The sequence below is a fragment of the Gottfriedia acidiceleris genome (assembly GCF_050457485.1).
Classification (GTDB): domain Bacteria; phylum Bacillota; class Bacilli; order Bacillales; family Bacillaceae_G; genus Gottfriedia; species Gottfriedia acidiceleris_D.
In genome coordinates, this window is the sequence record NZ_JBCMJM010000016.1 from 50,228 (window position 1) to 75,848 (window position 25,621).

At 32.3% G+C, this 25,621-nt stretch carries 21 protein-coding genes and 1 riboswitch; of the genes, 18 read left to right on the forward strand and 3 right to left on the reverse strand.

The features are described 5' to 3' along the window. The first annotated feature begins 61 nt into the window (after positions 1–61). From ABEY15_RS15890 to ABEY15_RS15905, 4 genes are all read left to right on the forward strand, one after another. Positions 62–766 carry an HAD family hydrolase gene (locus ABEY15_RS15890; protein WP_429891129.1) on the forward strand — a complete coding sequence of 235 codons (705 nt, stop codon included), beginning with the start codon at positions 62–64 and terminating at the stop codon, positions 764–766. A gap of 394 nt (positions 767–1,160) precedes the next feature. Continuing rightward, entirely contained in the window at positions 1,161–1,295 is a 135-nt protein-coding gene (locus ABEY15_RS15895) for a hypothetical protein (protein ID WP_429891130.1), read from the forward strand. Between the two features lie 53 nt (positions 1,296–1,348). Further along, a complete protein-coding gene (locus ABEY15_RS15900; RefSeq protein WP_429891131.1) occupies positions 1,349–1,810 on the forward strand; it encodes a hypothetical protein in 462 nt (153 codons plus the stop codon). A 618-nt stretch (positions 1,811–2,428) separates the two neighbouring features. Next, the gene (locus ABEY15_RS15905; protein WP_429891465.1) at positions 2,429–2,677 is read left to right on the forward strand and encodes a DUF3892 domain-containing protein; all 249 of its coding nucleotides are present in this window, start codon (positions 2,429–2,431) and stop codon (positions 2,675–2,677) included. A gap of 232 nt (positions 2,678–2,909) precedes the next feature. On the opposite strand, the gene ABEY15_RS15910 is transcribed toward ABEY15_RS15905, so the two are convergent. Beyond that, positions 2,910–3,359 carry a hypothetical protein gene (locus ABEY15_RS15910; RefSeq protein WP_429891132.1) on the reverse strand — a complete coding sequence of 150 codons (450 nt, stop codon included), beginning with the start codon at positions 3,357–3,359 and terminating at the stop codon, positions 2,910–2,912. 244 nt (positions 3,360–3,603) lie between these two features. Here ABEY15_RS15910 and ABEY15_RS15915 point away from each other — a divergent pair, with 244 nt between their 5' ends. The 8 genes from ABEY15_RS15915 (at position 3,604) to thrB (ending at position 15,710) form a co-directional block, all read left to right on the forward strand. Beyond that, the gene (locus ABEY15_RS15915) at positions 3,604–3,900 is read left to right on the forward strand and encodes a hypothetical protein (RefSeq protein WP_429891133.1); all 297 of its coding nucleotides are present in this window, start codon (positions 3,604–3,606) and stop codon (positions 3,898–3,900) included. A gap of 14 nt (positions 3,901–3,914) precedes the next feature. Continuing rightward, positions 3,915–5,786, forward strand: coding sequence for a squalene--hopene cyclase (gene shc / locus ABEY15_RS15920; protein ID WP_429891134.1), 1,872 nt, complete (start codon positions 3,915–3,917; stop codon positions 5,784–5,786). A gap of 111 nt (positions 5,787–5,897) precedes the next feature. Further along, positions 5,898–6,001: riboswitch (SAM riboswitch) on the forward strand. A gap of 80 nt (positions 6,002–6,081) precedes the next feature. Then, a complete protein-coding gene (locus ABEY15_RS15925; RefSeq protein ID WP_429891135.1) occupies positions 6,082–7,908 on the forward strand; it encodes a bifunctional homocysteine S-methyltransferase/methylenetetrahydrofolate reductase in 1,827 nt (608 codons plus the stop codon). After that, positions 7,905–11,282, forward strand: coding sequence for a methionine synthase (gene metH / locus ABEY15_RS15930; RefSeq protein ID WP_429891136.1), 3,378 nt, complete (start codon positions 7,905–7,907; stop codon positions 11,280–11,282). Before ABEY15_RS15925 ends, metH begins: the two co-directional genes overlap by 4 nt. Positions 11,283–11,411: 129 nt before the next feature. Continuing rightward, the gene (gene metA / locus ABEY15_RS15935; RefSeq protein ID WP_429891137.1) at positions 11,412–12,317 is read left to right on the forward strand and encodes a homoserine O-acetyltransferase MetA; all 906 of its coding nucleotides are present in this window, start codon (positions 11,412–11,414) and stop codon (positions 12,315–12,317) included. A 132-nt stretch (positions 12,318–12,449) separates the two neighbouring features. Beyond that, the gene (locus ABEY15_RS15940; protein ID WP_429891138.1) at positions 12,450–13,754 is read left to right on the forward strand and encodes a homoserine dehydrogenase; all 1,305 of its coding nucleotides are present in this window, start codon (positions 12,450–12,452) and stop codon (positions 13,752–13,754) included. Continuing rightward, on the forward strand, positions 13,747–14,805 hold the full coding sequence (gene thrC, locus ABEY15_RS15945) for a threonine synthase (RefSeq protein WP_429891139.1): 1,059 nt from the start codon (positions 13,747–13,749) through the stop codon (positions 14,803–14,805). The genes ABEY15_RS15940 and thrC overlap by 8 nt, the downstream gene beginning before the upstream one ends. Further along, positions 14,802–15,710 carry a homoserine kinase gene (thrB, locus tag ABEY15_RS15950; RefSeq protein ID WP_429891140.1) on the forward strand — a complete coding sequence of 303 codons (909 nt, stop codon included), beginning with the start codon at positions 14,802–14,804 and terminating at the stop codon, positions 15,708–15,710. The genes thrC and thrB overlap by 4 nt, the downstream gene beginning before the upstream one ends. Positions 15,711–15,961: 251 nt before the next feature. Here thrB and ABEY15_RS15955 read toward each other — a convergent pair whose 3' ends face one another. Continuing rightward, positions 15,962–16,096 (reverse strand): hypothetical protein, encoded by a 135-nt coding sequence (locus tag ABEY15_RS15955; protein WP_091021372.1) that lies wholly within the window; start codon positions 16,094–16,096, stop codon positions 15,962–15,964. 146 nt (positions 16,097–16,242) lie between these two features. Between ABEY15_RS15955 and ABEY15_RS15960 the strand changes: the two genes are divergently transcribed. Then, the gene (locus ABEY15_RS15960) at positions 16,243–16,617 is read left to right on the forward strand and encodes a hypothetical protein (protein ID WP_429891141.1); all 375 of its coding nucleotides are present in this window, start codon (positions 16,243–16,245) and stop codon (positions 16,615–16,617) included. A gap of 12 nt (positions 16,618–16,629) precedes the next feature. On the opposite strand, the gene ABEY15_RS15965 is transcribed toward ABEY15_RS15960, so the two are convergent. After that, positions 16,630–17,190 carry a 3D domain-containing protein gene (locus ABEY15_RS15965; RefSeq protein WP_025671360.1) on the reverse strand — a complete coding sequence of 187 codons (561 nt, stop codon included), beginning with the start codon at positions 17,188–17,190 and terminating at the stop codon, positions 16,630–16,632. Positions 17,191–17,816: 626 nt separating this feature from the next. Between ABEY15_RS15965 and ABEY15_RS15970 the strand changes: the two genes are divergently transcribed. The 5 genes from ABEY15_RS15970 to ABEY15_RS15990 all read left to right on the forward strand — a co-directional run bounded on the left by ABEY15_RS15970 (position 17,817) and on the right by ABEY15_RS15990 (position 25,601). Continuing rightward, positions 17,817–19,598, forward strand: coding sequence for a M3 family oligoendopeptidase (locus ABEY15_RS15970; protein WP_429891142.1), 1,782 nt, complete (start codon positions 17,817–17,819; stop codon positions 19,596–19,598). Between the two features lie 148 nt (positions 19,599–19,746). Next, positions 19,747–21,486, forward strand: coding sequence for an ABC transporter ATP-binding protein (locus tag ABEY15_RS15975; RefSeq protein ID WP_429891143.1), 1,740 nt, complete (start codon positions 19,747–19,749; stop codon positions 21,484–21,486). Beyond that, the gene (locus ABEY15_RS15980) at positions 21,467–23,302 is read left to right on the forward strand and encodes an ABC transporter ATP-binding protein (RefSeq protein ID WP_429891144.1); all 1,836 of its coding nucleotides are present in this window, start codon (positions 21,467–21,469) and stop codon (positions 23,300–23,302) included. Before ABEY15_RS15975 ends, ABEY15_RS15980 begins: the two co-directional genes overlap by 20 nt. Positions 23,303–23,313: 11 nt before the next feature. Continuing rightward, entirely contained in the window at positions 23,314–23,961 is a 648-nt protein-coding gene (locus ABEY15_RS15985; RefSeq protein WP_069032559.1) for a nitroreductase family protein, read from the forward strand. A gap of 251 nt (positions 23,962–24,212) precedes the next feature. Continuing rightward, positions 24,213–25,601: an amino acid permease gene (locus ABEY15_RS15990; RefSeq protein ID WP_429891145.1), complete on the forward strand. Its 1,389-nt coding sequence runs from the start codon at positions 24,213–24,215 to the stop codon at positions 25,599–25,601. Positions 25,602–25,621 lie beyond the last annotated feature (20 nt).

A 25,621-nucleotide genomic window follows, 5' to 3' on the forward strand; every position in this document is an offset into this window, starting at 1 on the left:
AATAGGCGTTTGTGAAAATTAATAACTATATGCTTCAGTTGGAAAGTGAGATAAATTAATTATGAAATATGATTTAGTTTTTGATTTAGACGATACATTAATTCAAACCCAAGCCGCATTTCGGAATAATGTAGATTTATGTTCGAATCTAGTACATCAAGCGCTAGATGAAAAAGTAATAATAAATGACATTAAAGAAGTTTTTAATAAAATTGATCTAGAACTAATAAAAGAAATGGGTTTCAGTAAAGCGCGATATCCTTATGCATGGGAATCAACTTTAGATTTATTAGCAACTCGTTTTAATATAGAGATATCAAGTATTGTCAATGATCAATTACAATCATTAGCAAAAACGATATTTAAAGTAAATATTCCAATGCAAAGTGACACATTTATAATAGAAGAATTATCAAATCACAAAGATGTAGCAAGTATGACTATATTGACTTTAGGTGAAAAAGACGTACAAACTAAGCGAGTGATGGATACTGGCTTAGTACAACATTTTGATAACGTATTTATAACAAGTAAAAAAGATATAAATACCTATGTTGAGTTAAATGAAAAATTAAGTAATCCAGTAATGATCGGGAACTCTCTTAGAAGTGACATTGTACCTGCTTTAGATGCAGGGATGAAGGCAATCCATATTATAAGAGATTCATGGTCTTATGACGAAATTGAGCATAGTCACAGAATAGATAGTATTAAGTCATTAGTTGAGATTAAATTACTTTTATTTGGTAATTTGGTAAAACTTTAAGGATTGTTTTTTAGTCCATTTGATTTATCGATAGTTCATTCAACATCCCTTTCGATTAGTCAATCATGTTTTTGAAGAAGGAATTGCAAGCTCAACAACAAAAAGAGGATGATCATTAATCGATCATTGAACTTGAACCTAAGACAAATAACAAAAAGTTAGAAAGTGAAAAAACCAGAAAGTTGTTTAAGACTTTTCTGGTTTTTTGCTAGAAATTTTAAGGTGTATCCAAAGTCAAGATATAAATCTTTTTCCAACGTAATGGAAGAAATGGAATGAGAACTCATTTAAATAGAGAGAATGATCTAGATTTTTGTTAAAGTATGATTGTTCCTAGAAAATAAATATCTAACTTTATTCAAATAAAGATAAATTAAGAAAAGGTGCGATTTTTTTGAAAAAAGAACAAAAGGCACTGTTTAAAGAAATTGAAAAAATTCAAGAAAAGAGTATGAGAGAGTTAGCAAAGGAATTTGGTTTGAAAAAAAGGTCATATGTTTATTTAATAAAATTGGAGAATTTTTTGTAGAGGGTGTCTATTCAACAAATTTTACAGATGAAGATTATGAAGTTTCAATTAGTATGAAATGGAATATAAAACCATTTTGCTATGATGATTTATTTTGGGAAGTATTCGATATGCGAGAAAACGCAAAAGAACCCATGAGTTTAAGAGCAATTGGCGCATTCGTAGCTCCAATCTATACGATCAATAGAATTAAGATTGTTGAAAACAGTCTAGTGAATATTGAAGATGATATTCGACAAACTGTAATAGAATTTATTGAAACTTTCACGACGTTTATTAATTCTATGGAAAATTCTGTAGATAATTTCAATAAGTTTATTATACAACAATCAGATTTTTATCATGAAGAACTGATGAAAATTTTAGCATATTTACAAGGTGGAAAATACAAGAATGCATTAAATTATGCATATGAGTTAATAAGTGAAGGTGACACAGGACCCTTTATTAATGGGAATAAAGGTATTTATGAATATATAGTTGACTATTGTGAAAAAAAACATAGCATTCTTTAATATATATTAATATCTACAATTATTACTTAGCTACGTTAGAGATAACTACTTTCTACTACAAAGATTTTAAAGCATTAATTCTGAAAAGTAATTCCATGATCATTTATAAATATAAAAAAATAATAGAATGCTTTAGATATGATTTATATTGTTTACCTTTTAGTGATAAGTATTTTGGGGGCCTCCTTATTAAATGCTTTTTTTCGGGTTAATTCCTTTAATAAAAATAATAAATATACATGGGGAATAAATTACCAAGTGAAGTTGTCTTTGTAAAAAATTCATCTATACCTACTATAGTAATTACACTGAAATCTGCTACGGTTGCACTTTTTGTTCAAAATCGTTTATGTAAATGTCAGTTAAAACTAACTAATTGTTCGTTAGTTTAAAACTATGAGTCGCAGTGGTGTGGCTCATTTTTTTATGGGTCAACTTCCTAACATTAGGAAGTTGCTCTTATTCAACAACCTCATGCTATAGTTCTATTCTAGGACTAACTAGTTTTACATCCTCTATCAATGGCAAAACTAATGATAAAAGGAGGATGTAAAAGTGACTCAAGATCGATTTGAAGAAGCATATGAAATGTATAGAAATCAAAGTGATGACGAACAAATGATAGTAGACGAATCAGTGAATCAGGACAAGGAACATATTGTTGCTGTTCGTAAAAATGAAGATGGTGATTTAATTGGTTTCAGAACAAGTTTTAATCGTGAACTAGATTATCTACAAGCTTTGCAGGAAGCAAAAAGTGGAAATTTAGCACATGTAGATGTAATCCATAAGTATGGTCGAGACATCCTTAGAAGTGAACCGGATGGTATTGCAGAAAATAATTTGAGTAATTTACCAGAGTTTTAAGTCTGAAAAGCTTATAAAAAAATGAAGTAAACCCACTAGGAATTTTCCTCGTGGGATTTTTATTAGATCTACACATTTGTCGTCAATTGATGTCAAATGAAAGAGGGTGAACAAAAAATTGCAAATAGATTTTAATTTCAACATTTTCAATCATGATGAGGCATCTTCTATTTAAATAGTAGTATTGCTTGTCCACACTTTAAAAATATGAGTCTGTATGTTGGAAGGTCTCTTATTCTGTTCTATTAAGTCTATTTAATCTTGGCAATTGGAATTGTTCAGCGTTTGCATCTTCAGTTCCAGCGCCTTCGTTGTGTTCGGAATCTGTTCTGATTCTGCTTCTTTTGATTTTGCTGTCTCTGATTTTAATTCCTTGCTGTCCGCCTAATTCATCGTTATCTCTTCCAGCAATACCGCTTCTACCATTTCCATCTGCAAATTGTGAACGATCATTTGCTGTTTGGCTATTGTCTCTAGCATTTTGACCGCCTTGATTTGCGTTCATTCCAACATTTCGATTAATTTGTCCTCCGCCTTCAGCTCTTTGTTCGACTTGGATGCGGTTCTCTTTAATTTCAATGTTGAAAAAATTAAAATTGATTGAACCATCTGGATTAGCTGATGCAAGCACCTCTTGAATTTCTTCTTTTAAAGCTTTGAAATCATCAAATTCTGCTGCCATAGTAAAAAACGCTCCTTTCTATCATTACTCTCACTATATTCAGTTTTAAAAGTTTCTGATTAGACATTTAATAGATTATTCAATTTTTAAAATACTGTAGAGAAAAAAATTTAAAGTAAATTATTTATTTCCCCTGAAATTCCCACTATAAATTGTTGATTTTTCCAAGTAACAGGTACTAATTACACAGAATAATTCATTATTTCACATTTAAATCATAGATTAGTAATGGAGTGTGATCTAGTTGAATCCTTTTTTAATAAAAATAGTAAAATCATTTTGCGGTGTAATTGTTATCGATCTGTTATTACTTACTTATTGCTTGTTATTAGGTAGCTTTTTTCATATTTTACATTCATTTACTTGGTTTGGATTTAAAATAATTGTTTTACCTTTTAGCCTTTTAGCATTTATTATTTCAATTGTATATTTTAGTAAAAAAATAGAAATCGAGGTATCAGAGGAAATTGATGATCTTGAAGGAATTGAAATTGAACATTCAACAAGAATGGAAAAATACCATCAGGCAGAAAAAAATTGAACTGAGGTGGTAGAATGGACCTCGAAAATATTGTTTTACGAAATATTGAAGAGCGGATCAAACGTCTAAGAGCAAAACAAGATGAAGATGGTTCTTGGGAATATTGTTTTGAAGGTTCATTAATGACGGATAGTTTTATGATTTTATTAATGAATGATCTTGAATACAAAAATCAAAAGGTGATTGATGGGATTATTGATCGGATCATCAATCTTCAACATCCGAATGGAGCTTGGAAATTATACGAGGATGAAAAAGATGGAAACTTAAATGCAACAGTACAAGCTTACATAGCTTTATTAATCTCAAAAAAGTATACAAAAGATCATTCAAGTATGAAAAAAGCTGAAAAATTTATACGTGAAAACGGTGGTATTAAAAAAACGCATTTTATGTTAAAAATGATTTTGGCTACTCATGGTTTGATAGAGTATCCTAAATTATTTTACTTTCCAATGAGCTATTTTTTGCTGCCGGATAAAATTCCGTTAAGTTTATTTGATTTAAGTAATTATGCAAGAGTTCATTTAGTTCCAATGATTCTTTGTATAAATAAGCGATTTAAAGTGAAATTGGATGAGGATTTAAATATCGATCATCTTTTGGAAACTAGTGATGTAGAATGGTTTTACGAAGAGCGAGGGAGTTTTTATCAATTTTTACTTGAAGAAGGTAAGAAGCTAGCTTCATATCCTCTCTATTTTCACCAGAAAGGATATGAGAAGGCTGAAAGATTTATTCTGGATCGTATTGAAACAAATGGAACTTTTTATAGCTATGCTAGTTCAACGTTTTATATGATTTATGCTTTAATGGCTTTAGGCTATGAATCTACTTCATCTGTCATTCAAAATGCTCTACAAGGACTTCTTTCATATGCAGCCGATACTGAAGCGGGACTTCATATTCAAAATTCGCCATCAAAAGTTTGGGACACAGCATTATTGTCATATGCAATTCAAGAGGCTGGTTACCAGGTAAGTGATCCGATTATTTCGAAATCAATAAACTACCTAATTAAGAAACAGCAAAATATGGTTGGTGACTGGAAGGTTCATGCTAAAAATTTAAGTCCTGGGGGTTGGGGCTTTTCTGATGTTAATTCTTTTATTCCAGATAATGATGATACTGGCGCAGTTTTAAGGGCATTAACTAGAAGTGCTAGTGCTTTGGATCAGTCCACAATTCATGAAAGTTGGTCAAGGGGAGTTCATTTTTTATTTGGACTTCAAAATGATGATGGTGGTTGGGGAGCTTTCGAAAAAAATGTAACGAATAAATGGTTAACTTTTTTACCAATTGAAAATGCAAAAGATGCAATCATTGATCCTTCTACTGCGGATTTAACAGGACGCGTATTGGAATTTATTGGGCATTATACGACGATTTCAAACGATGATCCGATTGTGAAAAAGACGGTTGATTGGCTTTTAAAAAACCAAAAATCAAATGGTAGTTGGTATGGTAGATGGGGAATTTGTTATATTTATGGGACTTGGGCAGCCATTACTGGTCTTAGAGCCGTGGGGATTCCTAAAAATCATGAGGCCATTAGAAAAGCTGAGAAATGGTTAGTTAGTATTCAAAATGAAGACGGAGGTTGGGGAGAGTCGGGTCTTTCACCAGTTAAAAATAAATATGTTCCTTTAAAATTTAGTACACCTAGTCAAACAGCGTGGGCAGTTGATACTTTACTTTCAATTCGTAATAAAGAAGATGAAGTAATAAGAAAAGGGATTAAATTTTTAACTACTCAAAGTGAATTGACTAATAAAGCATTAACTTATCCAACTGGATTAGGTTTACCTGGTCAGTTTTACATTCATTACCATAGCTATAATGAAATTTATCCGCTATTAGCACTAGCACACTATAAAAATAGTTAAATAATACTATTATGTAAACAAAATAAATTTATTTTTGGAAATCTTTCCATAAATGTCTTTTCTTTATCATATAAATATAGTAAACTGTTTTTATTAAATATAACTAAATAATCCTTATCGAGAGTGGTGGAGGGACTGGCCCTTTGAAACCCGGCAACTTTAGCGAAAGCTAAAAAGTGCTAAATCCAGCATGTTTAAAACATGAGAGATAAGGCGTAATCTGTACTTAAACGTCATTCTCTCATTTTTTTGAGAGAATGGCGTTTTTTATTTTATATAAACGGGAAGTGATTGAATGGGCTTATTGGAAAAGTTAAAAGATGGAATTGTTTTAGGTGACGGCGCAATGGGAACGCTTTTGTATTCTGGTGGACTTCACAGCTGTTTTGAAGAACTTAATATTACTGAACGTGATCGAATCATTCATATACATGAACAATATATAGATGCTGGCGCAGAAGTGATTCAAACAAATTCGTACGGTGCTAATGCTGGAAAACTGAGACAATACGGTTTGGAAAAGCTGGTTAAGCAAATTAATCAAATGGCTGTTAGAAATGCTAGAGCGGCATCAAAAGGAAGAGCTTTAGTTATCGGTGGTATAGGTGGAATGAAATATGTGGGTTCTACTTTTACTACACCTTTAGAACGTGAAATGATGCTGCTTGAGCAAGCTTCAGCGTTACTAGAAGAAGGCGTAGACGGGATCATGCTTGAAACATTTTATGATGAAAATGAATTATATGATGCTGTAAATCTATTAAGAGGAAGAACGGATTTACCTATTATTGCACAAGTAACACTACAAGAAATTGGTGTCATGCAAAGTGGCCAATATATCGAAAAAATTCTTCCTAATTTAATCGATTTGGGTGCAGATGTAGTTGGTATCAATTGTCATCTAGGACCACTTCATATGTTGGAGTCATTAAATACCGTTTCATTACCAACGAATGGTTACTTATCTGCATTTCCTAATTCAGGATTACCACTATACAATGAGGGGAAATACGTATACAAATCGAATCCAGAATATTTTGAAGATATGACAAAACCATTTATTGAACAAGGTGTAAGACTAATCGGTGGATGTTGTGGTACAACACCAGCGCATATCGCTGCTTTACGAAGTAGGATTGATACTTTACAGCCTGTAACAAAAAAAGATGTGAAAAACAGAACAATTAAAATTACAATTCCTAAGCAAGAAGAACAAAAGAATGAAACTTTAGCAGAAAAGGCAAAAAAGAGAACGACGATCATTGCAGAGCTAGATCCACCAAAAACATTACAAACTAGAAAGTTTTTTGAAGGAGCGAAAGCATTACATAGCGCAGGGGCTGATGCAATTACGCTAGCAGATAATCCACTAGCTTCACCTAGAATTTCGAATGTGGCAATGGCATCACTGCTTCAAAGATTGGATGTTCCAGTCTTGACGCATTTAACTTGTAGAGATCGTAATATGATTGGACTTCAATCTCATTTAATGGGGCTTTCAACTTTAGGATTAAATGAAGTTCTTGCTATAACAGGTGATCCAGCAAGGGTAGGCGATTTTCCAGGTGCAACTTCAGTCTATGATGTAGCATCACTTGAACTAATTCGAATGATTAAAGAAATGAATGAAGGTAGACTTTATTCCGGTAAGAGCTTAGGGAATGGAACGAGATTTTCTGTCGCTGCAGCTTTTAACCCGAATGTTCGAAAATTTGATGCGGCAATTAAAAGACTTGAGAAAAAGGTCGAGGCGGGAGCAGATTATTTTTTAACTCAGCCAATTTATGATTTTGAAACGATTGATAAGTTGTATGAGGCAACCCGTCATATTAAACAGCCAATTTTTATTGGGATTATGCCACTAGTTAGTAAGAAAAATGCTGATTTTATCCATTATGAAGTTCCAGGAATTACTTTATCCGAAGAGGTAAGAAACAGAATCTCATCAGTAGAACCAGAGAGAGCAGTTGATGAAGGTAAAAAAATTGCAAAAGAGCTTATTGATTATGTTAAGGATAAATTTAACGGCATTTATTTTATCACTCCATTTTTGAAGTATGAAATAACAGAGGACTTAATTCAATTTACTAAAAGCAGCAATAAAGAGGAGATTCAACTATGAAAACTTTAGATGTAGCATTAAAAGAAAAAATATTACTTCTTGATGGAGCAATGGGAACGATGATCCAACAAAGAAACTTAACAGCAGAAGACTTTGGGGGAGAAGAATACGAAGGTTGTAATGAATATTTAGTTGTTACAAGACCGGATGTTATACAAGAAATTCATGAGGAGTATATATTTGCTGGGTCTGACATTATCGAAACGAACACATTTGGAGCAACAAATATTGTTTTATCCGATTATAATTTACAGCATTTAGATATTGAATTAAATGAAATTGCAGCAAGGATTGCAAAGCAAGCTGTTGTGGCATCGGGTAAAGATGTATATGTAGCAGGTGCAATGGGTCCAACAACAAAAGCAATCAGTGTTACAGGTGGTGTGACTTTTGATGAATTAATTACTGCATATAATCGACAAGCAACTGGCCTAATTAATGGTGGTGTAGATGTTTTATTAGTTGAAACTTGTCAAGATATGAGAAATGTTAAAGCTGCTTGTATTGGGATTAGTAATGCATTTAACGAATTAAATAAAAAATTACCAGTTATGATTTCCGGTACGATTGAACCAATGGGGACAACATTAGCAGGTCAAACAATTGATGCTTTCTATTTAGCCATTGAACATATTTCTCCAATATCAGTTGGATTAAACTGTGCAACAGGACCTGAGTTTATGAGAGACCATGTTCGTTCATTGTCAGATCTATCTGAGACATTTGTTTCATGTTATCCAAATGCTGGTTTACCAGATGAAGATGGACATTATCATGAGTCACCAGAATCTTTAGCACAAAAAGTACGCGATTTTGCAGAACAAGGATGGATTAATATAATAGGTGGTTGTTGTGGAACAACTCCTGAACATATTAGGGCAATGAAAGAAGCGGTAAGTGGAATAACTCCTCGTCAACTTAAAAAAAGAGAGGATCATGCGGTTAGTGGTTTAGAATCACTTCAATATGACGATAGTATGAGACCACTTTTCGTCGGTGAAAGAACAAACGTTATTGGATCGCGTAAATTTAAAAATTTAATAGCTGACGGAAAATTTGAAGAAGCTTCAGAAATTGCTAGAGCTCAAGTGAAAAAAGGTGCTCATGTCATCGACGTATGTATGGCAGACCCTGATCGTGATGAAGTTGAAGATATGGAAAATTTCATAAAGCAATTAGTTAATAAAGTAAAAGTACCAATCATGATTGATTCAACTGATGAAAATGTAATTGAATTAGCACTAACTTATATTCAAGGTAAAGCGATTATTAATTCGATTAATCTTGAGGATGGGGAGGAGCGATTTGAGAAAATTTTACCTTTTATTCATAAATATGGTTCTGCCGTTGTAGTTGGTACGATTGATGAAGATGGGATGGCTGTATCGGCAGAAAGAAAATTGGAAATTGCAAAAAGAAGTTATCAACTATTAACTGAAAAATATAAAATTCGTGCGACAGACATCATTTTTGATCCGCTTGTTTTCCCTGTTGGAACAGGTGACACGCAATATATCGGTTCTGCAAAAGCGACAATTGATGGCATTAAATTAATTAAAGATGAATTTCCACAGTGTTTAACGATTTTAGGTTTAAGTAATATTTCATTTGGATTACCAAATGCTGGTCGTGAAGTGTTAAATGCCGTTTTCTTATATCATTCTACAAAAGCTGGTCTTGATTACGCGATTGTGAATACCGAGAAATTAGAACGATTCGCATCAATTCCTGCGGAAGAACGTGAGCTTGCTGAGAATTTATTATTCCATACGTCTCAAGAAACATTAGATAAATTTGTTGAGCATTTTAGAAATTCAGTAAAGAAAGAAGAAAAACCGAAAGAACAGCTTCCGATTGAGGAAAGATTAGCTGCGTGTGTAATTGAAGGTTCAAAACAAGGATTAATAGAAGATCTACAAGCTTGTCTAGACCGTGGGGACACACCGTTAAATATTATTAATGGTCCACTAATGACTGGTATGGATGAAGTTGGAAGACTTTTCAATAATAATGAGCTAATCGTAGCTGAAGTATTACAAAGTGCAGAAGTAATGAAGGCATCTGTAAACTTTTTAGAGCAATTTATGGAGAAAACGGAAAGCTCTAGAAAAGGGAAAGTCATTTTAGCAACTGTTAAAGGTGATGTTCATGATATCGGAAAGAACTTAGTTGATATTATTTTGACGAATAATGGTTTTGATGTTGTCAATTTAGGCATTAATATTCGACCAGATGATTTAATTACAAAGATTCGTGAAAACAAGCCCGACATTATTGGCTTATCAGGCTTATTAGTAAAGTCTGCTCAACAAATGGTTATTACAGCTGGTGACTTAAAAAGTGCAGGAATTAACACACCTATATTAGTTGGTGGCGCTGCATTAACTAGAAAATTTACTGAAAACCGTATTCAACCAATTTACGATGGATTAGTTGTTTACTCAAATGACGCGATGACTGGTTTAGATTTAGCAAATAAAATTGTTAATCCTGATGAATTAAAAGCATTAGAAGAAAAGAAAAAGGCAATTAAAAAAATTGACAATGTTATTGAATTGCCTGTTCCTGAAATTAATACAACGAGATCAGCAATACAAAAATCAGATTGCCTAGTTCCTTCATCATTAAGTAAAACGGTCATAAAAAATATTCCAGTAGCTCAAGTGGCACCTTTTATTAATTACCAAATGCTAATAGGACATCATTTGGGGGTAAAAGGTAAATGGGAAAATCAAGAACGTGGCCAAGAGTTATACGAGTTAGTTCAAGAATTCTTAAAAGATGGAAATGAATATTTTGACTGTCAAGTAATCTATCAATTTTTCCCGGCTCAAAGTGATGGCAATGATGTCATTATCTATGACTCTGAAACGAAAAAACCGATTGAGCGTTTTCAATTTCCAAGACAAAGAAAAGAACCAAATCTTTGTATAAGCGACTTTTTAAATCCTATTGGTGAAGAGATGGATTATGTTGGATTCTTCTCTGTAACATCTGGCCCACGAGTAAGAAATATTGCCGAAAGATTGAAACAAGAAGGGGAGTATTTAAAGAGTCACGTTTTATTCTCATTAGCTTTAGAATTAGCAGAAGGTTTAGCTGAAAAAACTCATATGCTGATGAGAGAAAAATGGGGATTCCCAGATCGTCCAGATTTCACAATGTCTGAGCGTTTTAAAGCAAGATATCAAGGAATTAGGGTTTCATTTGGTTACCCTGCTTGTCCAAATCTAGAGGACCAAGAAAAGCTATTTAAGTTAATTAACCCAAATGAAATTGGGATTAATCTGACAGAAGGATTTATGATGCTACCAGAAGCATCTGTAACTGCAATGGTATTCTCGCATAAAGATGGAAGATATTTTTCAGTTTAATAAGCGAGAATAATTATTCATTTGATTCAATAAAACCATAATTTAGTTTAGATATTTCAAATAGGTAGTAGAAATAGTTCATGCATCAATCTACTACCTTTTTCTTAAGAAAAAAGAGGAGTGGAAAAAATGCCTATAATTATCAACAAAGATCTACCTGCAACGGAAATACTAACGAAAGAAAATGTTTTCTATATGACGAAAGAGCGAGCGGAGTCACAAGATATAAGACCGCTTCAAATAGGCATTTTAAACTTAATGCCAACTAAAATTGAAACCGAAACGCAATTATTACGTTTAATTGCAAATTCACCTATACAAGTAGATATCGATTTAATCGGTACTGAATCATACAAGCCAAAAAACGTTTCGGAAGAACATGTTTCAAGCTTTTATAAAACAATTTCACAAATTAAAAATACAAAATATGATGGCTTTATTATTACCGGTGCTCCAGTAGAGACATTGGACTTTGAAGAAGTTGAATATTGGTCGGAACTTAAAGAAATTATGGATTTCACAAAAGAAAATGTAACATCTACATTGCATATATGTTGGGGTGCACAAGCAGGTCTTTATCATCACTACGGAGTTCCAAAATACACATTAGATAAAAAAATGTTTGGTGTTTTTCCACACTCAGTAGAGGATCGCTTTGTGAAACTAGTACGTGGCTTTGATGACGAGTATTATGTACCACATTCAAGACATACTGAAGTTAGGAAGGAAGACATCGATCAAATAGGAGAATTGAAGATTTTAAGTCTATCAGATGATGCAGGTGTCCATCTTGTTACTAGTGAGGACGGAAAGCAAATTTTCGCAACTGGACATCATGAATATTGTATTAATACTTTAAAATCAGAATATGAAAGAGATGTACAAAGAGGAGCGGAAATTGCTATTCCAAAAAACTATTTCCGTAATGATAATCCTGAAAAACCACCAATTGTACGTTGGAGAAGTCATGCTAATCTACTTTTCTCAAATTGGTTAAATTATTACGTTTATCAAGAAACCCCTTACAATTTATAATTTTATATTTTTAGTTTCATAATTTCGTCAAATTCTAAATAAAAATAATTGGAAAATTTCAAAAAATGTTTGCTATTTTCATAAAACATTACCATAATGGAAATAATATCAAATTTTAACGGAGGAGATCATATGAAGGACTGTATATCTATCGGACTATTAGGACTAGGAACTGTTGGAAGTGGTGTTGTAAAAATCGTTGAAGATCATCAGGACAGATTAGCCCATCAAATCGGTTGTTCTGTTCAAGTAAAAAAGGTTCTTGTAAAGGACCTTGACAAGGAACGTTCAATTTCAATTCAAAAGGATTTATTAACAACAGATGCAAATGAAATTTTAGATGATGCAGAAGTAGATGTTGTAGTAGAGGTAATGGGTGGAATTGAAGACGCTAGACAATACATACTCCATGCTCTTCGAAATAAAAAGCATGTAGTCACAGCTAATAAAGATTTAATGGCTTTATATGGTACTGAATTACTCCGTGTAGCAAATGAAAATAAATGTGATTTATTCTATGAAGCTAGTGTTGCTGGTGGTATCCCTATTATTCGTAGTTTAGTAGACGGATTAGCTTCAGACCGTGTAACTAAGTTAATGGGTATTGTAAATGGAACGACAAATTTTATTCTTACAAAGATGAGCAATGAAGGGAAAGCATATGAGGATGTGTTAAAAGAAGCTCAAGAACTCGGCTTTGCAGAAGCAGATCCAACATCTGATGTTGAAGGATTAGATGCTGCGAGAAAAATGACAATTTTAGCTAAATTAGGTTTTTCAATGGATGTTGAACTAGAAGATGTGCAAGTGCGTGGAATTAGTTCAGTATCTTCAGAAGACATCGATTTTGCTAAATACTTTGGTTATACAATGAAATTAATCGGTTATGCGAAGAGAAACGATAATCGAATTGAAGTTAGTGTTGGACCAACTTTAATTGCACATAATCATCCATTAGCATCAGTTAGCAATGAATTTAATGCAGTTTATGTATATGGTGAGGCTGTAGGAGAAACGATGTTCTATGGACCAGGTGCAGGTAGTTTACCAACTGCAACTGCTATCGTATCAGACTTAGTAGCAGTAATGAAAAATATGCGATTAGGTGTAAACGGTACAAGTGCTGTTTTACCACAATATCCAAAAGAAATTAAAGAAGATCATGAAATTTATTTTAAATCTTTCTTCCGCTTTACAGTTAAAGATCAATTAGGTTCGTTCGCAGAAATTACTTCTATTTTTACAGAATCAGATATTAGCTTTGAGAAAATTATTCAAGTTCCATTAAAGCATAAAGGTCTTGCTGAAATCATCTTAGTAACACACCATGCATCATATTCAGCATACAAAAAAGTAATTGAAAATTTAGAAACATCTGATGTAGTCGATGAAGTACGTAGCTATTATCGAATTGCAGGTGAAGATTGTGATGTATAAAGGATTAATCGAAAAATATTCAAATTTCTTACCAATCAATGAAGAAACACCAAAATTAACTTTAAATGAAGGAAATACGCCATTACTGTTTTTACCTCGCTTATCCGAGGAATGGGGAATTGAATTATTTGCAAAATTAGAAGGACTAAATCCAACAGGTTCATTTAAAGATCGTGGGATGGTAATGGCAGTTGCTAAAGCAAAGGAAGCAGGAAGTTCAGCAATTATTTGTGCATCGACAGGCAATACATCTGCAGCCGCTGCTGCTTATGCTGCAAGAGCTGGTATGAAATGTTTTGTTATTATTCCTAATGGCAAGATTGCATATGGTAAACTTGCGCAGGCTGTCATGTATGGAGCTCATATCATTAGTATCGATGGAAATTTTGATCACGCATTACAAATGGTAAGAAAAATTAGTGAGACTGAACCAATTACACTAGTAAATTCCGTAAACCCATATCGAATCGAGGGCCAGAAAACAGCTGCGTTCGAAATTTGTGAGCAATTGGAAGAAGCTCCAGATATATTAGCAATTCCAGTTGGAAATGCAGGGAATATTACAGCTTATTGGAAAGGATTTAACGAATACAATTTATCAAAAGGTTATCAATTACCTAAAATGCATGGTTTTCAAGCAGAAGGTGCAGCACCAATTGTTAATAATAAAAAGATTGATAATCCCGAAACAATTGCAACAGCTATTCGAATAGGTAACCCAGCAAGCTGGGAGCACGCAGTAAATGCAATAGGGCAATCAAACGGTGCAATCGATAGTGTATCAGATGAAGAAATCCTACAAGCGTATAAATGGATTGCATCAAAAGAAGGCGTATTTGCAGAGCCAGGTTCATGTGCAAGTATTGCAGGAGTATTTAAACAAGTACAGTCAGGTGTAATCAAAAAGGGCTCAAAAGTAGTTGCCATTTTAACAGGTAATGGATTAAAGGATCCAGATATCGCAATTCAATCAAGTAAAATTGAGCCAATACTGTTACCGAATGAAGAAAAAATTGTCTTAGAACATTTACAAGGTGTGGTTTCGATATGAAAAAACTTTTCCAAATAACAGTTCCTGCAAGCACTGCAAATGTAGGACCTGGTTTTGATTCGATTGGTATCGCATTAGATCGATACTTAACAATTGAAGTATATGATCATGATCAATATAGCTGTGAGGGATTTAGTGAATTTTTGAAAAATATTCCACTTGATCAGACAAATTTAATCTTAAAAACAGCAATTGATGTAGCAAAAGCAAATCATAAATCATTGCCAACATGTCATTTAAAGCTTGAAAGTAATATTCCGTTAACAAGAGGTTTAGGAAGTAGTGCCTCAGCAATAGTAGGTGGCATTATTCTAGCAAATGAACTTTGTAATCTTCAATTATCTTTAGAAGAACAGCTTAGAATTGCAACTTCAATTGAAGGTCATATGGATAATGTCGGCGCATCACTTTATGGCGGCTTAGTTATTGGGACTTTTATAGATGGAAAAGCATATATCCAGCACTCAACATTAAATAAAGTGTCAGTAGTAGCAATTATTCCAAAATACGAATTAGAAACTGTCCATGCCAGAAATATATTACCTTCAACGATTCCGTATAAAGATGCTATCCAATCTAGCAGCTATAGTAATATATTAGTTTTAGCACTATTAACGGAAAATTGGGCATTAGCAGGCGATATGATGAAACGAGATCTGTTTCACGAACCATATCGATGCAAAATTGTAAAAGAACTAGATACCTTAAAACAAATCGAATTACCTGAATATGTACATGGATTTGTTTTAAGTGGAGCCGGTCCGACAGTACTAGCCTTTGTTTCGATCGAAGGTTGTCCCGAAGCAATTGACTATTTTACACGTTTATTTCCAAATTGTGATGTAAGTGAAATAAAAATAGAAAACAAAGGTGCAACAGTTAAACAGTCAATCCACTCGAATTAAAAGAAACCACTCAACTATGGTCGTTGAGTGGTTTCTTATTTTTGGGAAAAATATGAACTCCAAATAAAAATTGTGAAGGTGCAATTAAAAAAAGTAAATCTGCAAATAAAAATTACGAAACTATAAATAAAAAAGTCGAATCAGCAAATAAAATCACTAAAACAGCAAATAAGAGCATCAACTATGAATGAATAAATTAAGGGGAAATCACGAGAATTAACAATAAATTAGAATAAGGAATCAATAATTCTTTATTTTTCTCGTTCTTTCATATATTTTTCTGCAAGTAATTGTTTAACTTGATTATATGTTAAACCAGAATTTGCATTTTTTCTTTTCACTTCGTTTATGTCAGTTCCTGTTATCGTAAAACGTTTATCTTTCATTTAGTTTCATCTCCAAAAAAAAATTATATAATCTTATTATTTATTAGTATAATGGAAAATATCCAAAGGATTGATTAAAAGAACAATTAAACTAATTGGTAAGATATGTTAAAATTATAATGATAAATAGAGTAGGAGATAAAACCATGCATGAGATTTTCTTTGGGTTATTAGGTTTCATATTTCGTTTAATATCTTGGCTTGTTATCGAAATAATCGCTCAATTTTTCTTTGATTATTTGCCAAAAAAATTTTTTGGCTATTCGTTTTATAAGAAAGATGAGGAATTAATTGAAAAGAGAATGACTGTATTGAAAAAAGAAGAGTGGTTTAAACCATACGAAATGTATTTACTAGAAATATCACAAAGAAAGAGTATTCAAAAGTTAATTTTAAATGCAAATATGCTTGAAATTATATCAAATGAAGAAAAGAGAAATGAATTCTTAAATGAATTGGATCGCCAATTATTTGACTTAAATCCGAATGGAATTAGAAATAGAAAAACGAGCCCGAATTAACGGCTCGTTTTCTTATTTTTTATAAACTTTTACAGTAACTGTTTTAACTCCCCATTTTTGGGCGTTTTTCTGACTTGGGATAAATACATCAATTTTATTTCCTTTTAGTGAACCGCCAGTATCTCCAGCAATTGCATAGCCATAGCCTTCTACATATACTTTAGAACCTAGTGGAATTACTTTTGGATCCACAGAAATAACTTTTGCTTTTGGATTCTTTTTTAAATCTATGCCAGTAGCTGTTTTACCACTACATCCTTTACAACTACCAGTGTAAGCTGTAGCTTTCATTTTAATTACTTTATAAGGTGTAGCAGCTTTAGCTGTTGTTTTTTTAGTCGTTGTCGTTTTTTTCTTAGTTGCAGGTTTAATTTGCAATACTTGATTTACTTTAATAAGGTCTGATTTTAAATGGTTCCAAGATTTAATTTGAGAGACTGTTACCTTTTGCTTTTTTGCGATAGCAGATAAGGTATCTCCAGATTTTACTTTGTAAGTTGCTGCGTATGTATTTGTCGTAAATCCCATTGTTAGAATAACAGTAGTAACAAAACATGTCATTAATTTTTTCATATTTCCCGCTCCTGTCCATCTTCTATGTATAATACTTTACCATGGGAATGTGACAGTAAGATTTCAGCAGTTTTATTTTATGTTACAAATATATTACCTTTTTTTATAATTTTCTATAAATTCTGCATAATAGTGACAGTTAATTTCGACATAGTTCCAAATTAAGAATGTTCAACGCCTAATTATGAGCCGAAAGCTTGATTTTAAAGGGCTGAACGGTTGGAATGAATGATTTATAGGGAGAAAGTAAAATAGTAAAAACTTTTCAATAAGGTAATAAATATTCTAGAAAAACATACTTTTTTAGGGCAATTGAGCTGGTTTTTATTAATTTTGAATTAAAAACTATGTAACAATTAGTGAAGTTTTGTAATATTTACTTCATATTTAAGGAAACAGATCCTGAATTTAAGTTCAAAAAACTACTAAAATTTACTAAAAACTACCTTCATAATGGATCATGCTAAACATTACATACTTTCATAAATAGACAAAAAGTACGATTGCAGCAAAATTCAACAAGCTTGTGTAGGTCATAAAATTGGTGAAAAGTAGTATGATTAGACTAAATATTTTGAATAATGTATAATAACAAATGTACTTATAAAACCAAAAGGTGGGGTCGTATGTCAACCAATACATATTCACTTACATGGGATTTAGATGTTTTCTTTAACGGAGGCAGTGAATCTCCTGCATTCGCATCATACATAAAAGAAATTACTAATTTAGTAGAAAGAATAGAGAGTCAGGTTTCTTTGTTTTCTGCTCCTAAAAGTAGTGATGAAGTTGAGGAATTAGCTGATATCATAGGTATTATTGAAGTAATAGGTAAGAAATTATCGCAAGCTGGTGGATTTGTTAGCTGTTTACAAGCTCAAAATATGGCTGATCAAAAAGCTAATTTATTAAGAGGAACTTTAACGCAGCTATATGCAACATTTTCTACTTCTTTAACAAAATTCCATAGTCAATTAACTAAAATTGAGGATTCTGTTTGGAAAGGTATTTTAGAAACTGATGAGTTTAAGGAAATTTCTTTCGCATTAAATGAGCGTCGTCAAAATGCTAGTGAATTATTATCAGTTGAACAAGAGGCATTAATTACTGCCCTTTCAGTTGACGGTTATCATGGTTGGGGCCAAATGTACGATACGGTTGTTGGAAAAATGCAGATCGAATATGATGATAAAGTTTTATCTGTTGGTCAAGCATCGAATCTATTTTCTTCTAAGGAACGCAATGTGCGTAAAGAGATTTTTGAAAAATGGGAAGAAACATGGGGAGAAGAGTCAGATTATTTCGCTAAAATATTAAACCATCTTGCAGGTTTCCGTTTGAGTGTATATGGACAACGTGGATGGAATAATGTATTAAAAGAACCATTATCAATCAATCGTATGAGTCAAGAAACACTTGATTCAATGTGGGGTGCGATCATCGACAATAAAGCTCCATTTGTTGAATATTTAGAAAGAAAAGCTAAATTACTAGGCGTAGAGAAATTAAGTTGGTATGATTTAGAAGCGCCTGTTGCCGATATTGATTCTATCGTTTCATATTCTGAAGGTGCAGAATTTATATTAGATCAATTTGGTAAATTTGGTGATGAATTAACTAGTTTTACAAAGATGGCTTTTGAAGACTCTTGGATTGAAGCGGAGGATCGTGCAGGTAAACGTCCAGGCGGTTTCTGTACAGGATTTCCTGAAAGTGGCCAATCTCGTATTTTCATGACATATTCAGGTACACCTTCGAATGTTTCGACTTTAGCACATGAATTAGGTCATGCTTTCCATTCATTTGCGATGAAAGATGTTCATACACTTAATAAATATTATGCGATGAATGTTGCTGAAACAGCTTCTACATTTGCAGAAATGATCGTAGCTGATGCAGCTGTTAAAAATGCGAGTTCAGATCAGGAGCGTTTAGCTCTTTTAGAAGACAAAATTCAACGTAGTGTAGCATTTTATATGAATATTCATGCTCGCTTCTTGTTTGAAACGCGTTTTTACGAAGAGCGTAAAAATGGTGTTGTAAGTAAAAATAAAATAAATGAACTGATGGAAGAAGCTCAAAAAGAAGCGTATAGTGGGGCTTTAGAAGAGTATCATCCACATTTCTGGGCATCAAAACTACACTTTTATATTACAGGTGTGCCGTTCTATAACTTCCCATACACTTTTGGATACTTATTCTCATTAGGAATTTATGCAAAAGCATTGGAAGAAGGAAAGAGCTATGAACAGAAATATATTGCTCTATTAAAAGACACAGCTTCTATGACAGTTGAAGAATTAGCTCAAAAACATTTAGGTGTAGATTTAACAAAACGTGATTTCTGGGAGAAGGCAGTAAAACTATCTCTTAAAGACGTTGAAGAATTTTTATCGATCACTGAATGATAATTTTTTATGAGGAGGACTCGTTTAATTACGAGTTCTTTTCCTGTTTTAAATGCCTTTATTAAGATTTTAGTAGATTTATTAAAAAGAGATAAGAAAATACAGAGGGGTTTTTAATCATTACCTCTTTAGTAGGGGAGTGACTAAAGTGAATAGTTTTAAATTTTTAAAACCATATAAAATAACAATTTTCGCAGCAATCGTCTTTTTACTTTTAGAGTTAGTAGTTGAATTATTTCAACCATATATTTTATCTAATATCATAAACAATGGAATAGTTCACAAAGACATGGCTTATGTTACAAAATGGGGAATCGTCATGATCGTGTTATCGATCGTTGCTTTTATTGGAGGAGTATTAAATACTTTTTATGCTACTCATATTGCACAAAGCTATTCATATACGTTAAGGAAAACATTATTTGAGAAAGTACAAACTTTTTCATTTACAACGTTTAGTTATTTACCAACATCATCAATCATTACTAGATTGACAAATGATGTATCACAATTACAAAGTGCAGTATTTATGAGCTTAAGAATTATTTTGAGAGCGCCATTAATCGTAACTGGTAGTGTCGTAATGGCATTAATTTTGAATTGGAAGCTTTCTTTTATACTATTTTTAATTTTACCTTTCTTATTTATGTTTTTAAATTGGATGGTTAAAAAAGGTAGAAGGCTATTTAAGAATGTTCAAGATAATGTGGATATTGTAAATAGTGTGCTAAGGGAAAATTTAGTTGGAATGAAATTAATAAAAGCTTTTGTACGAAATGACCATGAAAATAATCGATTTCAACATATAAATCAAAATTTAAAACAAAAAACTTCTGTAGCATTACGAACAATGGAAATTACGATGCCGGTCATGCTTCTATTTATGAATGCTTCCATTTTGATCGTATTATGGTTTGGAAATAGTAAAGTACATTCACACGAAACGAATATTGGAGATATTGTTGCAATCGTAAATTATATTTCCCGTATTACTTCATCATTTACTGTCTTTTCATTTATTATTAGTGCGTTTTCAAGAATGAGAGCTTCTTCTGAACGAATTGATGAAATATTAACGATTGAAGAAGACTTTGTCGAAAAGAATGAAGGAAACCAACTAGCAAATCGGTTAGAAGGAAAAATTCAATTCCATCAAGTTTCTTTTAGTTATCCTAATTCTGAAAAAGAAGTACTAAAAAATATTTCATTTGTTGCATACCCTCAAACAACTATTGCAATATTGGGTTCAACAGGCTCTGGAAAAACTTCTTTATTCCAATTAATCCCTCGCTTATACGATGTTAATTCTGGAACAATTTTAATTGATGATCAAGATGTACGTAAAATAAACAGTAAGCAACTAAGGGGTCAAATTGGATATGTACCACAAGAAGCCTTACTATTTACAGGAACAATCAAAGAAAATTTACTAATGGGCCGAGAAAGTGCATCAGATGAGGAAGTTTATTTAGCTGCTAAACATGCGCAAATTCACGATTCAATTTTAACTTTTCCAAATGGGTATGAAAGTTTAATTGGTCAAAAAGGGGTTAACCTTTCAGGTGGGCAAAAACAAAGACTTTCGATTGCAAGAGCAATTCTTAGAAAGCCTAGTATCTTATTACTTGATGATAGTACTAGTGCATTAGATTTAAAAACCGAAGCTAGCTTGATTGAAGCCTTAAAAAATTACGAGTGTACCACATTAATCATCACTCAAAAAATCAGCACAGCAAAAAATGCAGATAAAATATTAATTATAGATGAAGGTGAACTTGTAGAAGAGGGTACACATGAATCTCTATTAAAAAGTTCAAAATTATATAAAGCAATCTACTATTCACAATATGGAAGGGAGGAAATTCATAATGTTAAAGGAGCTAACTAAACCTTTCCAATATAAACACTTACAATTATCAAAGGAAAAGAAGAAAAAGGAAGCTTCTCGAGCAGATAACGTTTCCTCAACATTGAAAAGAATATGGTCTTACCTAGCATTAATGAAAGGTAAATTAGTTGTTGTGCTTTTAATGGTTTTAGCAAGCTCTGTCCTCGGTTTATTAGGACCTGTATTAGTTGGCTATTCAATCGACCATTATATTCTTAAAAATAATTTAAGTGGTTTAAGTTGGTTAATCGTTGCTTTAGTGTTTATTTACTTAGGTTATTCAGCATCATTGTTTTTACAAAATTTTTGGATGATCGATATTGCTCAAAATACTGTAACAAAAATGAGAACAGAATTATTTAATATGTTTCATAAATTACCAATGTCATTTTTTGAAAAAAGACAACACGGAGAATTAATGAGTCGTGTAACGAATGACTTGGAAAATGTAAGTTCGACTTTAAATACATCTGTAATTCAAGTATTTTCAAGTGTTATAACTTTAGTTGGTACTGTTTCAGTGATGCTTTGGTATAGTCCAATCTTAACTTTATTGACTTTATCAATTGTACCAGTTTTAATAATTGGTATTAAATGGATTACGCACCGTACTGGCCAACTTTATAAAATCCAGCAACGTAACTTAGGTGAGTTAAATGGATTTATTGAAGAAACAGTTTCCGGCCAAAGAATCATCAAGACTTTTTCTCAAGAAGATAAAATGATTCGAGATTTTTTAAGTAAAAATGAAAAATTAAAAAACTCAGGATTTTGGGCATTTATCTTTGCCGGATTTATTCCTAAATTCATGAATGTATTAAACAATGTAAGCTTTGCAATCATTGCAGGGATTGGTGGCTACTTTGCCTATAAAGGCCATATCTCGATTGGTACAATTGTTGTATTTACAGAGTATTCAAGACAATTTACTCGTCCACTAAACGATTTATCAAATCAGTTTAATACATTACTATCTGCGATCGCTGGAGCTGAAAGAGTATTCTCCATCATCGATGAAGATATTGAAGCGATTGATGAATCCCACATTATTAACGATCAAAAAGTTATTCAAGGTGAAGTTGAATATAAAAATGTTAATTTTTCTTATGGGAAGGATTCAAATACATTAACAAATGTTTCATTTAAAGTATCACAAGGTGAGACAATCGCTTTAATCGGTCCAACAGGTGCAGGTAAAACTACAGTAGTAAATTTACTTTCGCGCTTTTATCAAATCAATAGTGGTGATATACTCATAGATGGTGTAAGTATTGGTCAATATTCTAGAAAAAATTTGAGACAGCAAATGGCATTTGTTTTACAAGATTCATTTTTATTTAAAGGAACAATTCGAGAAAATATTCGCTATGGTCGTTTAGATGCCACAGATGAAGAAGTAGAAGAGGCTGCAAAGCTTGCCAATGCACATAGTTTTATTATGAAATCTTCAAAGGGATATGATACAATTTTACAACAAGATGATCAGCAAATTAGTCAAGGTCAAAAGCAACTTCTCTCAATTGCTCGAGCTATTCTAGCAAATCCTGCAATTTTAATTTTAGATGAAGCAACAAGTAGTATCGATACAATTACTGAAATTAAAATTCAAGATGCTTTACAAAGACTAATGCAAGGTCGAACAAGCTTTGTCATTGCTCATCGACTAAATACAATTAAAAATGCTAATCAAATACTTGTTTTGAGAAATGGAATGTGTATAGAGAGAGGTTCACATGAAGAATTAATTGATAAACAAGGTTTTTACTATGAATTAGTAAAACATCAAGGGATGAATGAAGATCAGCATATACAATAAAGGGTGGAAGCATGGATTACAATTCGTTTAAAGAAATTATTCACGGAAGAAGAAGTATTCGAAAATTTACTGATCAAGCAGTTTCAAATGAAATAATTGAAGAAATTATCGACTGCGCACGTTACGCTCCAAGTGATACAAACTCACAAACTTGGGAGTTTATCATTATTAAAAACACTGACAAAATTAAAAAAATTGAAGAGATGACATGGGATTCTCTACATGAAGTAGCTGAAAAAGCAAAAGAAAAAGGATTAGAAAAAGAAGGTAAACTATTAGTTCGTTCTTTTGGTCCTTATGCAACAGCATTTAGAGAAGCACCAGTTTTAATAATTTGTTTAGCAACACCTTATGAATCAAAATTCAGAACCAAAATATTTGATCCAATTGGCTTTGTTGAAAATGAAGTTTGGAAAGAAGAAGGAATTAAAAGTAGCTGCTTAGCATCACAAAACTTAATGTTAGCTGCACATGCATTAGGCTTAGGAACATGTCCAATGACAGGTCCAGTCTTACTTGCTCAAGATAAACTTAGAACGTATTTAGAGATCGAGGAAAACCGTGAAATTAACATGGTCATTTCACTTGGATATCCATCTGAACCAGCGAAAAAACTTGCACGTAAAGAAGTTGCAGAAATTATTCGTTACGTTGATTAATAAATTAAGTAGCCCACGAGGAAATTACTCGTGGGTTTTTTGCTTTTTTATAGAAGAATCAACTAGATATTGACTCTTTTAACGAAATTCAAAACTTTATCAATAACCAATCATTTAAAGATGCAATTTTACATTAATTCAAAAAATTATACTAGTATAAAATAACGTTTGAATTTATATTAATATATTTGTATAATTACTCAAGTGATTAATAAGTAGAAGATTTTTTTTATGAAAGGTGCAGTATCATCATGGATTCGACTAAAAAATTAGGTGTAATGGGTTTATCATTTTTAAGTATAAATGCAATATTAGGATTACGTAATATTGCTTTTGCTTCAACAATTGGTCCTTCAGCTATATTTTATTGGATTGTTGCAGCGTTAATTTATTTTATTCCAATTGGATTGATTGTAGCTGAATTATCAACAACCTATCCAAATCAAGGCGGTATGGGTGTTTGGGTTCGAAAAGCTTTTGGAGAAAAAGCCTCATTTTTATGTTCGTGGTTTTTTTGGATTGCTAATTTTACATATTATCCGTCACTTTTATTAACTACTACAATTGCGATTGCATATGGAATTAACCAGCCACAAATGGCAAGTCATCCTATGAAAACAGCTATTATATCTAGTGTTATCTTTTGGATTGTTACATTACTTACATTAAAAGGGACTAAAATGAGCGGAAGACTTGCGTCGATCGGCGCACCACTTGGCGTATTAGTTCCAGCAATTTTAATATTTGGTTTCGGATTTTATAGTATGTTTAGCGGTGAACCAAGCGCTACTCACTTTACACAAAGTACAATCATGCCAAATAATTTATCATTTGGAACGATTATGTTTTTATCAACATTAATGTTTGGTTTTTCAGGGGCAGAAATGCTAGGAACGATTGCTGGGAATGTAAGAAACCCACAAAAAACATTTCCGAGAGCCATTTTTATTACATCAATTATAATTGCATTAGTCTATATACTTGCAACAGTTGCTTTCCAGTTTGTCATTACAATTTCATCTGACCAAACTGCGACTGCACTATACTTATTTGCGGATAAAATAACTTCACAATTTGGACTGAGTTTTTCACTATCGCAAATTTTAGGAATCTGTTTTGTGCTAGCATTTGTAGGTTCTCTTTCATTTTTAATTTTAAATCCTAGTGTAATGATTGCTGAAAGTGCAAAGGATGTTCTTCCTAAAAATTTATTAAAAGTAAATAAAGATGGTATGCCATCAATTTTAGTATTAGGTCAGGCGGTTGCAGTTACATTCATTTTAATTCTTTCTGCTTTTGTACCAAGTGTTTCAAAGGCATTAAATATGTTAATTTTAATGTCGACATTGGCATTTTTTATCCCTTATGTATTTTTAATTAGTGCATATATTAAACTTCGTATGACTGATAAAAAAATAAACAGACCGTTTAAAATTAAAAGCAATTCACTAGCTATATTCGTTGCACTCATTGGAATGATTTCAGTAGTTGGTACAATCGGTTTAACGCTTATTCCGACTCCAGATACTACATTATTAGAATATTTACCAATTGTACTTGGACCGATTTTATTCGGATGTATTGGATTTATCCTTTACAGTAATGGAACAAAAGCTAAAAAGAAGAAAATGAAAAACTAATAAAAAAACCTAAATTATTT